The organism is Enterobacter sp. BIDMC109, from assembly GCF_001037885.1.
Lineage (GTDB): Bacteria > Pseudomonadota > Gammaproteobacteria > Enterobacterales > Enterobacteriaceae > Enterobacter > Enterobacter hormaechei_C.
On the sequence record NZ_KQ090002.1, the window covers coordinates 242,581 to 256,305 of the forward strand.

13 protein-coding genes are annotated in these 13,725 nt (G+C 55.9%); 5 read left to right on the forward strand and 8 right to left on the reverse strand.

Annotated elements, in window-relative coordinates; all coding sequences use genetic code 11:
• Positions 1-84 precede the first annotated feature (84 nt).
• The 3 genes from nirD to tsgA form a co-directional block, all read right to left on the reverse strand.
• The gene (gene nirD, locus SK62_RS01090) at positions 85-411 is read right to left on the reverse strand and encodes a nitrite reductase small subunit NirD (RefSeq protein ID WP_015571429.1); all 327 of its coding nucleotides are present in this window, start codon (positions 409-411) and stop codon (positions 85-87) included.
• A complete protein-coding gene (nirB, locus tag SK62_RS01095; protein WP_047718164.1) occupies positions 408-2,951 on the reverse strand; it encodes a nitrite reductase large subunit NirB in 2,544 nt (847 codons plus the stop codon). Before nirB ends, nirD begins: the two co-directional genes overlap by 4 nt.
• 261 nt (positions 2,952-3,212) lie before the next feature.
• On the reverse strand, positions 3,213-4,397 hold the full coding sequence (gene tsgA, locus SK62_RS01100) for an MFS transporter TsgA (protein ID WP_047718165.1): 1,185 nt from the start codon (positions 4,395-4,397) through the stop codon (positions 3,213-3,215).
• 278 nt (positions 4,398-4,675) lie between these two features.
• Here tsgA and ppiA point away from each other — a divergent pair, with 278 nt between their 5' ends.
• From ppiA to SK62_RS01120, 4 genes are all read left to right on the forward strand, one after another.
• The gene (gene ppiA, locus SK62_RS01105) at positions 4,676-5,248 is read left to right on the forward strand and encodes a peptidylprolyl isomerase A (protein ID WP_000920483.1); all 573 of its coding nucleotides are present in this window, start codon (positions 4,676-4,678) and stop codon (positions 5,246-5,248) included.
• Between the two features lie 105 nt (positions 5,249-5,353).
• On the forward strand, positions 5,354-5,938 hold the full coding sequence (locus SK62_RS01110) for a putative adenosine monophosphate-protein transferase Fic (protein WP_026080671.1): 585 nt from the start codon (positions 5,354-5,356) through the stop codon (positions 5,936-5,938).
• A 30-nt stretch (positions 5,939-5,968) separates the two neighbouring features.
• Positions 5,969-6,532 carry an aminodeoxychorismate synthase component 2 gene (gene pabA, locus SK62_RS01115; protein WP_017384162.1) on the forward strand — a complete coding sequence of 188 codons (564 nt, stop codon included), beginning with the start codon at positions 5,969-5,971 and terminating at the stop codon, positions 6,530-6,532.
• Positions 6,533-6,619: 87 nt separating this feature from the next.
• Positions 6,620-7,840 carry a bifunctional acetylornithine/succinyldiaminopimelate transaminase gene (locus SK62_RS01120; protein WP_023295528.1) on the forward strand — a complete coding sequence of 407 codons (1,221 nt, stop codon included), beginning with the start codon at positions 6,620-6,622 and terminating at the stop codon, positions 7,838-7,840.
• Here SK62_RS01120 and SK62_RS01125 read toward each other — a convergent pair.
• Positions 7,837-9,924 carry a YccS/YhfK family putative transporter gene (locus SK62_RS01125; RefSeq protein ID WP_032104001.1) on the reverse strand — a complete coding sequence of 696 codons (2,088 nt, stop codon included), beginning with the start codon at positions 9,922-9,924 and terminating at the stop codon, positions 7,837-7,839. The two genes, SK62_RS01120 and SK62_RS01125, sit on opposite strands and share 4 nt — an antisense overlap.
• Positions 9,925-9,981: 57 nt before the next feature.
• Positions 9,982-10,614 carry a cAMP-activated global transcriptional regulator CRP gene (gene crp, locus SK62_RS01130; protein WP_000242758.1) on the reverse strand — a complete coding sequence of 211 codons (633 nt, stop codon included), beginning with the start codon at positions 10,612-10,614 and terminating at the stop codon, positions 9,982-9,984.
• 310 nt (positions 10,615-10,924) lie between these two features.
• On the opposite strand from crp, the gene SK62_RS01135 reads away from it, so the two are divergent.
• On the forward strand, positions 10,925-11,329 hold the full coding sequence (locus SK62_RS01135) for an OsmC family protein (protein ID WP_015571423.1): 405 nt from the start codon (positions 10,925-10,927) through the stop codon (positions 11,327-11,329).
• Between the two features lie 86 nt (positions 11,330-11,415).
• On the opposite strand, the gene SK62_RS01140 is transcribed toward SK62_RS01135, so the two are convergent.
• Genes SK62_RS01140 through SK62_RS01150 form a run of 3 tightly spaced genes read right to left on the reverse strand, consistent with a single transcriptional unit; the run spans position 11,416 to position 13,553 of the window.
• Complete coding sequence (locus SK62_RS01140; RefSeq protein WP_003861663.1) at positions 11,416-12,285, reverse strand: phosphoribulokinase; 870 nt, start codon at positions 12,283-12,285, stop codon at positions 11,416-11,418.
• 30 nt (positions 12,286-12,315) lie between these two features.
• Positions 12,316-12,534, reverse strand: coding sequence for a YheU family protein (locus SK62_RS01145; RefSeq protein ID WP_014171926.1), 219 nt, complete (start codon positions 12,532-12,534; stop codon positions 12,316-12,318).
• Entirely contained in the window at positions 12,534-13,553 is a 1,020-nt protein-coding gene (locus SK62_RS01150; protein WP_017693875.1) for a hydrolase, read from the reverse strand. The genes SK62_RS01145 and SK62_RS01150 overlap by 1 nt, the downstream gene beginning before the upstream one ends.
• Between the last annotated feature and the right edge of the window lie 172 nt (positions 13,554-13,725).

Sequence of the window (13,725 nt, forward strand, 5' to 3'; positions counted from 1 at the left end):
CAGCAGGAATCGTACAGAACATACGGTTTTTCCTGCCATTACCCATAAGGGGTCATAAGCCTTTCCTATTGAAAAGGCGAGGGGTTACGCTTTCAACTGCACCTCGCCGTCCTTCACGCGGACGTCGTAGTGTTTGACCGAGAAGCTTTCATCTTCCATGCAGAGTCCGTCGGTTAAGCGGAAGCGCTGCTTTTTCAGCGGGCTGGCAACCCACAGCTCGCCCTGGTGCTCCGCAATCAGACCGCGGGAGAGCACGCTGGCCTCGAAGAACGGGTCGATATTGCTGATGGCATAGACCTGTTCATCGTGGCGAGGGCGGAAAATCGCCACCTGCTCGTTGCCCAGCAGGGCACAGACGCCGGTTGCTGGCAGAATGTCGTTAATATTGCAGATGTTTACCCACTGGCTCATGCGTTTTCCTCCACCAGCATCACCGGAATACGTTCATACGGGGTCGCTGGACGATGCTGTTCGCGCTCCGGTACCACCTGCACGTTCGGGTCGCGCTGGGTGCTGTTGATAAAGTGTTTGAAGCGCGTCTGCGCCGCTGGCGTGTTCACGGTTTCGGTCCACTCGCAGATCACCGCCTCGCGCAGGCGAGTCATCTCGGATTCCAGCTGTTCATTCAGACCCAGCTTGTCGTCGATAATGACCGATTTCAGGTAGTCGATGCCGCCTTCGAGATTATCCAGCCAGGACGCGGTACGGGTCAGCTTATCGGCGGTACGAATGTAGAACATCATGAAGCGGTCGAGGTATTTGATCAGCGTATCGCGATCGAGATCGGCGGCCAGCAGATCCGCGTGGCGAGGTTTCATCCCGCCGTTACCGCACACGTACAGGTTCCAGCCTTTCTCGGTGGCGATGATACCCACGTCTTTCCCCTGGGCTTCCGCACATTCACGGGTACATCCTGACACGCCGAACTTCATTTTGTGCGGCGTACGGATGCCTTTGTAGCGGTTTTCCAGCTCTACGCCAAAGCCCACGCTGTCGCCCACGCCGTAGCGGCACCAGGTGCTGCCCACGCAGGTTTTCGCCATGCGCAGCGCCTTGGCGTACGCGTGACCGGTTTCAAAGCCCGCTTCAATCAGCTGACGCCAGATTTCCGGCAGATCATCTTTCTGCGCACCGAACAGGCCGATACGCTGGGAGCCGGTGATTTTGGTGTACAGGTTAAACTCACGGGCGATACGGCCCACGGCGACCAGCCCTTCCGGGGTGATTTCCCCCCCGGCAGAACGCGGGATCACCGAGTAAGTCCCGTCTTTCTGAATATTGGCCAGGAAGTTATCGTTGGTGTCCTGAAGCGGAGTGTGTTCTGGTTTGAGCACATATTCGTTCCAGCAGGACGCCAGCAGAGAACCGACGGTAGGCTTACATACTTCACAGCCATAGCCCTGGCCGTGTTTCTCCAGCAGTTCGTCGAAGGACTTAATGCCTTCCACGCGGATCAGGTGATACAGCTCCTGGCGAGAGTAAGCGAAGTGCTCGCACAGGTTGTTGTTCACTTCAATGCCCTGTTTTGCCAGCTCGGCGTTCAGCACCTGAGTGACCAGAGGAATACAGCCGCCGCAGCCGGTCCCGGCTTTGGTTTCCGCCTTCAGCGCCGCAACGGTGTGGCAGCCTTTGTTAATGGCGGAGATCAGCATGCCTTTGGTCACGTCGAAGCAGGAACAGATTTGCGCGCTGTCCGGCAGTTTATCCACGCCGATGGACGGCTTACCGCTGGAGGCGTGTGCCGGGAGGATCAGCGCGTCCGGGTTTTCCGGCAGCTCAATGGCGTTCAGCACCAGCTGGAGCAGGTTACCGAAGTCGCTGGTATCACCCACCAGCACCGCCCCGAGCAGGGTTTTGTTGTCCTGGCTGACGATGAGGCGTTTGTAGACTTCTTTGCTTTCGTCCAGATAAACATAGCTGCGGGAGTTCGGGGTGCGGCCATGCGCATCACCAATACCGCCCACGTCCACGCCCAGCAGTTTCAGCTTGGCGCTCATGTCTGCGCCGGTGAAGGCGTTTTCGCTGCCGAGGATATGGTCAACGGCGACCTGCGCCATTTTGTACCCTGGTGCAACCAGACCGTATACGCGGTTATTCCAGCTGGCGCATTCGCCGATGGCGTAGATATCCGGATCGGAGGTCTGGCAGGTATCGTTGATCATGATCCCGCCGCGCTGCGCAACGGCCAGACCGCACTGGGTGGCCAGCTTGTCGCGCGGGCGAATACCGGTGGAGAAGACGATGAAATCCACTTCCAGCTCGCTGCCGTCGGCAAAGCGCATGGTTTTACGCGCTTCGGTGCCTTCCTGCACGATCTCTTTGGTGTTCTTGCTGGTGTGAACCTTCACGCCCATGCTTTCGATTTTACGGCGTAGCTGGTCGCCACCCATATGGTCCAGTTGTTCCGCCATCAGCATCGGGGCAAATTCGATGACGTGGGTTTCAACGCCGAGGTTTTTCAGCGCGCCTGCCGCTTCCAGACCCAGCAGACCACCGCCGACAACCGCGCCGCGTTTGCTTCGACGTGCGCAGGATTCAATGGCGTTGAGGTCTTCAATGGTACGGTAAACGAAGCAATCCTGGGTTTCCGACCCTTTAATAGGCGGGATCCACGGATACGAGCCCGTCGCCATGATCAGCTTATCGTAAAAAACCGTACGTCCGGCGCTGGAGTGGATCACTTTCTCCTGACGGTTGATGGTGATAGCGCGTTCGCCCACCAGCACTTTTACGCCATGCTTCTCGTAGAACCCTTCACGCACCATAGAGAGCTCTTCGGCGGTATGGTGAGAGAAGTAGGAAGACAAGTGCACACGGTCGTACGCCTTGCGGGGTTCTTCACAGAACACGGTAATATCGAACTGCTCAGCATCGGCTTTATCGAGAAGATCCTCAATAAAGCGGTGGCCGACCATGCCGTTACCGATGATAGCGAGTCTGACTTTGCTCATTTTTGCCTCGATTTCTTTTCTATTACTGCCTACCTTAACGATTCAGCAGGGGCACTTATTGATGCAAATCAAATACGCCTTCACCTACCCCTTAGTGGGTATATCTATGATTTGTCAGGATTTTTATAAGTGACGGATATTGTTTGATTTTTGTGCGTGCTTATTTTTTGCACAAATGTAGTGGTGTTTTTTAACCCATTGGCGGGCAGGGCGGGTGAGCAGGGGAAAACCCCTTTGCAGTACGCAAAGGGGTTACGGCGATTAGTGGGTAGCTGTTGCCGGGTTGTGTTGACGGTGACGGGTCACAAAGCCCAGCACGAAGCACATGATGAACACCACGGCGTACAGACCGTTAGCGGTATGCAGCGCCGCCAGCGGGCCGCTGTGCGCAACAATCGGGCCCGTGACCACGAAGGTCAGCATGGTGCCGATGGTGCCGCAGGTCAGCACGAAGTTCACCAGCTTTGGCGAGGCCACTTTGGTCTGAAGAGAGCCAAGGGTGATGATCGAGGTGTAAATCGCACTGGAGAAGAAGCCCAGGGTCAGGATGAACCACGGCATATGCTCCGGGGAACCGTTGATGAACAGATACATCAGCACGGTCGCCAGACCCGCCAGAACGGTCAGGATCCGTTGCAGGTCGAAGAAGCGCAGGATAAAGCTAAACGCCCACATGCCGAACATGTAAGACATCCAGAAATCGCTTACCAGTTTACCCGCGTCGTTCAGGCTCATGCCCAGACCTTTCGCGTATTCAGGAACCCAGGAGATAAAGCCCAGCTGGCCGAGGATGTAACACAGCGCGGCGATGGAGAGGAACAGTACGCCGATACCCCATTTTTCTTTCGCAACCGGCTCGGACGTAGTCTGCGCTTTTTTGCCCAGCACCGGGAACTCGCAGCCGAAGGTGAGAACAAAGATCGCGACATAAACCAGACCAATGCAGTCGTACACCCAGTACCACTCAATGCTGCGCGCCAGAAGATACGCGGCGACCATCGGGAAAATCATCCCGGCCATGCTGAAGAAGGAGTCGGTGAACAGCAGACGCGCGCCGCGCTGGCGGCCTTCATACATGTGCGTAATCAGGAACGTACCGATCGACATGGTGATCCCGCTCACCAGGCCCAGCACGAACATGGCGGCAGAGAAGAGGGCGATGCTGTGGCTCAGCATCAGGCCCGCCACGGCGGCAACCATCAGCGCGAAGCCGAAACGCAGCTGCGTTTTCAGCGGCACGATTTCCATCAGCCAGGCATTAAGGAAAATAGAGATCAGGATCCCCGCGTTCAGGAAGGTGAAGGTGTTACTCATACTGGAAACGGGCAGCTGGAAGTAGTCTGCGATATTTCCCATCACCATCCCGGTGACGATCACCAACGCGCCGGTCAGGGCGTAAGAGAAGAAGCTGATCCATGTGAGCTTGATGCGATTGCTGTTAGTCATGTCTGGCCTGTTAAAAGTAAAGAAAAACGCAATGACTGCGTTTGAGCGGGCAGATTTTAGTCGCGAAAGTGATCTAATTAAATCTTTTCAGAAAATTTTGAGCACAATTGCAGGCTTTAACGTGATGTAGATCACATTGCGTTGCGGGCTGAACAATCGTTTGCGCGGTAATAATTGTTTCAATTTGGTAAAATTAGGTAAAAGACTGGTCTGGGTTCATACTGCTCTTTAGAATCAAGCCATTCGCTTTTTATACTGCGCTTTGTTAAGGAATTCTCATGCTCAAATCAACACTGGCGGCTGTCGCAGCTGTGTTTGCTCTTTCTGCCGTTTCCCCTGCTGCGCTGGCAGCCAAAGGAGACCCCCACGTCCTGCTGACTACCTCTGCGGGGAATATTGAGCTGGAGCTGGATAGCCAGAAAGCCCCTGTTTCGGTGAAAAACTTCCTCGACTACGTGAACAGTGGTTTTTATAACAACACCACGTTCCACCGCGTGATCCCGGGCTTTATGATTCAGGGTGGCGGTTTTAACGAGCAGATGCAGCAGAAACAGCCCAACCCGCCCATCAAAAATGAAGCAGACAACGGCCTGCTGAACAAGCGCGGCACCATCTCCATGGCGCGTACGGCGGACAAAGACAGCGCCACCAGCCAGTTCTTCCTCAACGTGGCTGATAACGCCTTCCTGGACCACGGTCAGCGCGACTTTGGCTACGCGGTGTTTGGCAAAGTGGTGAAAGGCATGGACGTTGCGGATAAGATCTCTCAGGTTCAGACTCACGATGTCGGTCCATACCAGAATGTGCCGTCTAAGCCAGTCGTCATTCTCTCCGCGAAAGTGCTGCCATAATCGTTCCCCCACACGGGCACATCTTGCCCGTGTCTTTCCACCCTCCCTGCGAAAGCGCGTTTTGCTGCTTATACTTGTGGCAAACGGACTATTCAGGGAGGCGTAGTGAAAAAACTCACCGACAAGCAAAAATCCCGTCTCTGGGAGCAACAACGTAAGGTCAATTTTCAGGCCAGCTGCCTCCTTGAAAAAGGTAAGGGTCCCGCTGAACCTGATATCGAGACGCTGGAACTGGGGCCTTCCGCACCGGGTTTACCCCATCTGTGTCTTATTCACCGCCATTTATTCCGCAACGAAATGAAAGGCGCGGGCGAGCTGCGCACCGCCGATATTTCTAAGGGCGACATTCCTTTTTGCCATTTCGAGTACATCGAGAAAGTGGGTAATGAGCTGATGGCTTCGCTGGAAAGTGATAAATATCTGGTGGGCCTTCAGAAAGAAGAGTTTACAGACAGAATCAGTCATTACTACTGTGAAATCAACATGCTACATCCGTTTATGAGCGGTAATGGCGTGGCCCAGCGGATCTTCTTTGAACAACTGGCTATTCATGCGGGCTATGTGCTGAACTGGCAGGGGATCGACCCGAACGACTGGGCAGCCGCCAATCAGAGCGGGGCAATGGGGGATTTGACAGCCCTGAACGCCATCTTTGCCAAAGTTGTGAGCGAAGCGCGGGAATCTGCGTAAAATAGGGCGGCCATTTTTTCAGGAGCCGCCATGATTCTGCTGATTGATAACTACGATTCCTTTACCTGGAACCTTTACCAGTATTTTTGTGAGCTGGGGGCAGAGGTGGTTGTCCGCCGTAACGATGAGATCGCGCTGGCTGACATTGACGCGCTGGCACCCCAGAAAATCGTGATTTCGCCGGGGCCGTGTACCCCTTCGGAGTCCGGTATCTCGCTGGAGGCGATCCGCCATTATGCGGGCAAACTGCCGATTCTGGGCGTCTGCCTGGGTCATCAGGCCATTGCGCAGGTCTTTGGCGCCACCATTGTCCGTGCCGCGAAAGTCATGCACGGCAAAACCTCTCCGGTCACGCACACCGGTACCGGCGTATTTCTGGGGCTAAACAATCCGTTAACCGTGACGCGCTACCATTCTCTGATCATTGATCCGCCGACCCTGCCGGCCTGCTTTGAGGTCACCGCCTGGAGCGAGACGCAGGAGATCATGGGCATTCGTCACCGTGAGTACGATCTGGAAGGCGTGCAGTTCCACCCGGAAAGCATTCTCAGCGAACAGGGGCACGCGCTGCTGGCCAATTTCCTTAATCGCTGAATATCTGTTGCCTTGTTGTGATTTTTTATGCATATTTTGTGATTATATTTTCACAATCAATGTGACATAAAAATGGATGGTCATGACATGGCAACTGAACAACCAGCAATTACCCGCGCGACATTCGATGAAGTGATCCTGCCGATTTATGCACCGGCTGAGTTTATCCCGGTGAAAGGGAGAGGCAGCCGCGTCTGGGATCAGCAGGGCAACGAGTATGTTGATTTCGCAGGCGGTATTGCGGTGACGGCGCTGGGCCATTGCCATCCTGCGCTGGTGGACGCGCTGAAAACGCAGGGCGAAACGCTGTGGCACACCAGCAACGTGTTCACCAACGAACCGGCGCTGCGTCTGGGGCGTAAGATCATCGATGCCACCTTCGCCGAACGCGTGCTGTTTATGAACTCCGGCACCGAAGCCAACGAAACCGCCTTTAAGCTGGCGCGCTACTACGCAACCACGCGTCATAGCCCGTACAAAACCAAAATCATCGCCTTCCATAACGCCTTTCACGGACGCTCCTTCTTTACCGTTTCCGTTGGCGGCCAGCCGAAGTATTCCGACGGCTTTGGTCCGAAACCTGCGGATATCATCCACGTGCCGTTTAACGATCTCCACGCCGTTAAAGCGGTGATGGACGATCACACCTGTGCCGTGGTGGTCGAGCCCATTCAGGGGGAAGGCGGCGTCACGGCGGCCACCCCGGAATTTCTGCAAGGGCTGCGCGAGCTGTGCGACGAGCACCAGGCGCTGCTGGTGTTTGATGAAGTGCAGTGTGGGATGGGGCGTACCGGAGACCTGTTTGCTTATATGCACTACGGCGTAACACCGGATATTCTGACCAGCGCGAAAGCGCTCGGCGGCGGTTTCCCGGTCAGTGCGGTGCTCACCACCCAGGATATCGCTTCCGCATTTCATGTGGGCTCACACGGCTCCACCTACGGCGGTAATCCGCTGGCGTGCGCCGTGGCGGGTGCGGCGTTCGACATCATTAATACGCCGGACGTCCTGAATGGCGTGAATGCGAAACGCGACCTGTTTGTGAAACATCTCCAGCAGATTGACCAACAGTTTGATGTCTTCAGCGACATCCGCGGGATGGGGCTGCTGATCGGCGCCGAACTGAAGCCGCAGTACAAAGGCCGCGCGCGCGATTTCCTGCACGCCGCCGCGCACGAAGGCGTCATGGTGCTCAACGCCGGGCCGGACGTGATGCGCTTTGCGCCATCGCTGGTGGTGGAAGACAAAGACATCGAAGACGGATTAACCCGTTTTGCCGCGGCGGTCGCGAAGATCGTCAGCGGCTAATACGCGGTTCGTTTTAACCGGCGCGTTAACCAAATCCCGTGATGCGGGCGCTGACGCCATGCCACCGACGAAATGGTGTGCATGGTGTTCAGGTGCCCGAGAACGCGCTGTAAATGCTGCTCAAGGGTGCTCATCGGCCCGTGGGTCAGCGTCTCCGGCGCTTCCAGAATGTTCGAATCCCCTGACTCGCCCGGCGCGTCATACTCCAGACGCTGCTGACAGCGCTGCAACGCAATTTCACACGACTGCAAATAGCGCTGCGCCAGATCCGTCGTCAGCATCGTGTGCTCCCGCGCCAGCGTCGTCATGGCATTGATGTGCTCGACGATAAACTGGCTGTGCGTGACCCACAGCTTCATGTCAGCCAGATAGTGCGCGTTAAAGCCCGGCTCCTGCATGGCCTGGTTAAGGGAGTTGAACAGGGCGTTATGCGCCTGGTTGACCTTCATGCGCTCGTAGGCCAGCGGAGAGGGCTGCGGGTCATCGCTCAGAATAAGACGAATGGCCTGCTGGTCAGCTTCGAGCGCGTCGTGGGCGTTCTGCCTGAGCAGCCCGCTTTGCCACTGCGGCCACAGCCAGACCATGCCGCCAAAGGCGATCAGGCAGCCAATTAGCGTATCGACCAGCCGGGCAATAATAAACTGTTCCCCGTTAAGCGTGAGCAGTTGCAGGGTATACACCGCCGTCACCGTAAAGCCCACCATCGCCCAGCCGTAGTTTTTGCGGATGATCAGGTAGCTCACCAGCGTGATTGCCAGCATACCGGCCAGGGTATAGCCTTCCGGCACGTGGAAGTGCAGCGTCACGCCCGCGATAATCAGCCCCGCCATCGTACCGCCCGCCCGATGCAGAATGCGCACCCGCGTGGCGCCATAGCCGTTCTGGGTGACAAACAGCACGGTCATTAAGATCCAGTAGGGTTTCGGCAGGTGCAGGGCCATTCCCATCAGGCTGGCGATGCTCAGCATCACACTGATCCGCGCGGCATTGCGCAGGGCGGAAGATTTCAGTGAAAGATAACTTTTGAGCGCGGGCAGTAGCGGCAGCCGTTTTTGCTTATCGGCCATCAGGTCCCGGGCATAAAGCGGGCGCTGGGTGCGTAACACCCGGGCGATGCGGCTGAAATGCCAGGCAGCAAATTGCCCGACCGGGTTATCCGCGTGCTGACGCGCAATCTTTTCCAGCGCGCCGAGCTGTTTGTCCATGTTAAAGCGCGTCGGGTAGCGGTGATAGAGGATATCGTCAGCCAGCACCCGTAGGCGGGCCGCGACGGTCTGCGCGTTCCAGCGGATCACCGCTTCCGCATGGCTGCGCTCCACCAGCTTTTGCACCTCTTCCGGATTATGAAGGCTGACGGAGATATGCTCCTGCAAATCCAGCCCGACCTGGAAGGTTCGCAGCAGCCGCTTGTATTCATGATTTTTGTTGGCGGCAAGCATGTGCAACTGCTGATAGCACTGGCTGATCAGATCCACCACTTTTTGCTGGCGCGCCAGCAGCGGCGGCAGGGATTTTTCCGGGTCGGTATGTTGAGTGAGCAGGGTGTATTTTGCTTCGCAGTATTCAGCAAGCTGCACGTAGAGCAGGCTCAGGGATTCGCGCAGCGGCTGTTCCCGCCACAGCCAGAACCAGAACCAGTTAAACAGCCCGTACCATAGCGTGCCGAGGGCGTAAATCAGCAATGGCTCCCACACCGGCATATTGCCCGCAAGGCTTAAGGTGAAGATGGCGGCAATCAGCGACGCGGGAAGCAGGCGGGCGTGCAGCGAGCTGATTTCGGCGGTGACGCCGAGCGTCATCGCCAGCACGGTCAGGATCAGCGGCAGAGGAATGTCGCGGGCCAGTAAGAGTTGTACGGCAAGGCTACAGCCGGCAAACAGGCAGCCGCCAATAATCAGACGTTTAAAAAAGCGTTTATGCGGTGTATCCAGACCGGCAATGTTGCAGCAGGCGGGCACAAGAGAAAACAGCAGGCCTTGCTGAAGATGTCCGAGGATCAGGCCCACGGCCACGGGAAGACACAACACCAGCGTTTGTCGCAGTGCGTAGTTAACTTCCGGGTGATAGATCAGCCTGCGCCACATGAGGAGTAGAGACAAAAACGGCGTGCCACCCTGCGGCGGCACGCCGTTTGACCGAAATTAACGGGTTCCGTAGACCACGATAGTTTTACCGTGGGCAGAGATCAGGTTCTGGTCTTCCAGCATCTTCAGGATACGGCCCACTGTTTCACGGGAGCAGCCGACGATCTGACCGATTTCCTGGCGGGTAATTTTAATTTGCATACCGTCAGGGTGGGTCATGGCGTCTGGCTGTTTCGCCAGGTTCAACAGCGTCTGCGCGATACGACCGGTCACGTCCAGGAAGGCGAGGTTACCCACCTTCTCAGAGGTCACTTGCAGACGGCGTGCCATCTGGGAAGAAAGACGCATCAGGATGTCAGGGTTGACCTGAATCAGCTGACGGAATTTCTTGTAAGAAATTTCAGCCACTTCACATGCTGTTTTTGCACGAACCCAGGCGCTACGTTCCTGGCCTTCTTCAAACAGGCCCAGTTCACCGATAAAATCGCCCTGGTTCAGATAAGAAAGGATCATCTCTTTCCCTTCTTCATCTTTGATCAGCACGGCCACCGAGCCTTTAACGATGTAATACAACGTTTCCGCTTTTTCACCCTGGTGAATCAGCGTGCTCTTTGATGGGTACTTATGAATGTGGCAATGAGACAAGAACCATTCGAGAGTCGGGTCTGTTTGCGGTTTGCCAAGCACCATGCGCTGTTATCCTCTGTTATAAGCTGTCACCAGAGTCATAAGATGCATCCGGACTCTGGGGTTGCAATCGAATTCTTACCCATACCTGGGAAGTCGGCTGTCGTAACGTTTCGCAGCCAGTAAAGTTTGATGTCCTCTGCATACATGTGTAACGTCAATGTATTACTGTAGCATCCAGAGTGTTTTAGCATAGCTTTCGCCGCGTGTCTCCTGGTGTCTCGCTTCAGCATGACGCAGGTCGCCTTCCGTTGCGAGAAATGTAACGTACACGTAATCTGTCATAAAAAATGCAACGTTGGAGTGAGTGAATATGCAAGCGCGTGTCAAATGGGTTGAAGGGTTAACGTTCCTGGGCGAGTCTGCTTCCGGGCACCAGGTTTTGATGGATGGCAACTCCGGCGATAAAGCGCCAAGCCCAATGGAAATGGTGCTGATGGCGGCGGGGGGATGCAGCGCGATCGACGTGGTGTCGATCCTGCAAAAAGGCCGTCATGACGTGACCGATTGTGAAGTGAAGCTGACGTCAGAACGTCGCGAAGAGGCGCCACGCCTGTTCACGCATATTAATCTGCACTTTATCGTCACCGGCAAAGAATTGAAGGATGCGGCGGTCTCGCGTGCGGTTGACCTGTCTGCGGAGAAATACTGCTCTGTGGCGCTAATGCTGGAGAAAGCGGTAAAAATCACCCATTCTTATGAAGTAATCGCGGCTTAATTTTTTGGCGGGTGGCGCTTCGCTGACCCGCCCTACAAAAGCACGCCCGTAGGCCCGGTAAGCGCAGCGCCACCGGGCAAAACAATTCACGCAATCTGCTTTCCTTCCATCAGTCGCTGCACCAGCGGTGTCATGATCAGCTCCATTGCCAGCCCCATTTTTCCGCCCGGTACCACTAACGTATTCATGTGCGAAATAAACGAACCCTGTAGCATCGCCAGCAGCCAGGGGTAATCAATGCCTTCCAGGTTGCGGAAGTGGATCACCACAAAGCTCTCGTCCAGCGACGGGATGCTTTTTGCAGCGAACGGGTTGGAGGTGTCCACGGTGGGGACGCGCTGGAAGTTAATGTGGGTTCGGGAGAACTGCGGCGTCAGGAAGTTGATGTAATCTTCCATGGAGCGCACCACCGAGTCCATGACCGCCTCTCGCGAATGGCCGCGCTCGCTCATGTCACGCGTCAGCTTCTGGATCCACTCAAGGTTAACAATCGGCACCACCCCCACCAGCAAATCCACGTGGCGCGCCACGTCGTGCTGAGGCGTCACCACGCCGCCGTGCAATCCTTCGTAAAACAGCACGTCAGTCGGTTCCGGCAGCGGCTGCCAGGGCGTGAACGTGCCGGGGACCTGGTTCCAGGGCACGGCTTCATCGTAGGTGTGGAGATACTTGCGGGACTGCCCGGTACCGCTTTGCCCGTATTCACGGAAGGTTTGCTCCAGCAGGCCGAAGTCATTCGCCTCCGGGCCGAAGTAGCTGATGTGTTTACCCAGATCGCGCGCCTTGCGGATGGCCATATCCATCTCCGGGCGCGTGTAGCGGTGAAAGCTGTCGCCTTCTACCTCTGCCGCCCGTAAGTTAAGCTGGGCGAAGATCTTGCGGAAGGCGAGGCTGGTGGTAGTGGTTCCCGCCCCACTCGAACCCGTAACGGCAATAACCGGATGTCTGGCAGACATAGCAACTCCCTGACTGGAAAAGTGTAAAGATCAGCCGTGAAACGCGTTGCGTGGCATGATATTGACCGTCTCATGCAGTTCGGACCATACCAGCACCACGTCGCCGCTTTTAAGCTGGCGCTTAACATCGTTGACCTTTTGTTCAAGCGAACGTTCATGTTCACCATAATCGGTGCCTTCGCGCAAGACAAAGCTTTCAATCAGATTATCGAGCGTGTCGGGAGAGAGATCCTGCCAGGGAATAATCATTATTTACCGTCCAGATAAGCCGTTAACCAGTCGGGAATACGCGTCTCAAGCCACATTTTTGGCCGACGCAGCGTGCCGCCAACAAAGCCGACGTGTCCGCCGAATTGGGTGAGCTGATACTCCACGTTGGCCGGCAGATGATCGGGTGCCGGAATCGAGTGGTGATCCATAAACGGATCATCTTTGGCGTGGATAATCAGCGTAGGTTTCGTGATTTGGTTCAGTAAAGGCATGGCGCTGCACTGACGGTAATAGTCAATCGCATCGGCAAAGCCGTGAATTTTCGAGGTGATCAAATCATCAAACTCGCGCAGGCGCTTCACGCGTTTGAGCTGTTGCAGCGTCACAGGCAGCGTATCCGGATAGGCCTTCAGCTTGCGCGCGGCGTTGGCTTTCAGCAGGTTGAGCAGGTAGCGCTGGTACACTCGCGAAAACCCCTTTTCCATATGATAGCTGCACTGCTCCAGCATAAAGGGCGCAGAGACGATCACCGCCGCATCCAGCGGTACGGCGTCGCTCTCCTTCGCCAGCAGGCAGGCCAGCATATTGCCGCCCAGCGAATACCCCACCGCTGCCGTTGGCGCCTCGCCGAAATTGTCTCTTAGCCAGCGCAGGAACCAGGTACCGTCCTCGGTTTCACCCGAGTGATAAATACGTTTCTGACGATTAGGCTCGCCGCTGCATCCGCGAAAATGCATCACTACCCCAAGCCAGCCGCGGGCTTTCGCCGCCTCAATGAGACCGTGTGCGTAAGGGCTGTGCAGGCTGCCTTCCAGACCGTGAAACACCACCAGACGGGGTTTATGTCTGGCCCGATCCGGATCTTCGCTCCAGGCGAGATCCAAAAAGTCGCCATCCGGCAAATCCAGGCGTTGCCAGTGCGGGGTGAACTGTACCTTGCGGCGGATCAGGCGCGGCAGCATGGTTTGCAGGTGAGGGTTAGCCACACCGCGCATGGGCACGAACTCTGCGCTCTCTTCGGCTGCAATGTCGAAGTCTGAGGGAATGATTTGGGTCATAAGGGCGATGCTGATTCTTGTCAGAAATTAACTATACCTTCCGAATTGTACCCCGTTTAGCCCGTTTTTCCGAAACATGAACTGATCCCGATCACAAATATTTACCTTGATTATTACTCTCAGGCTAATGATTTGGCTCTACGCTTAATTGATGCCTTTCTCACCAGAGCGC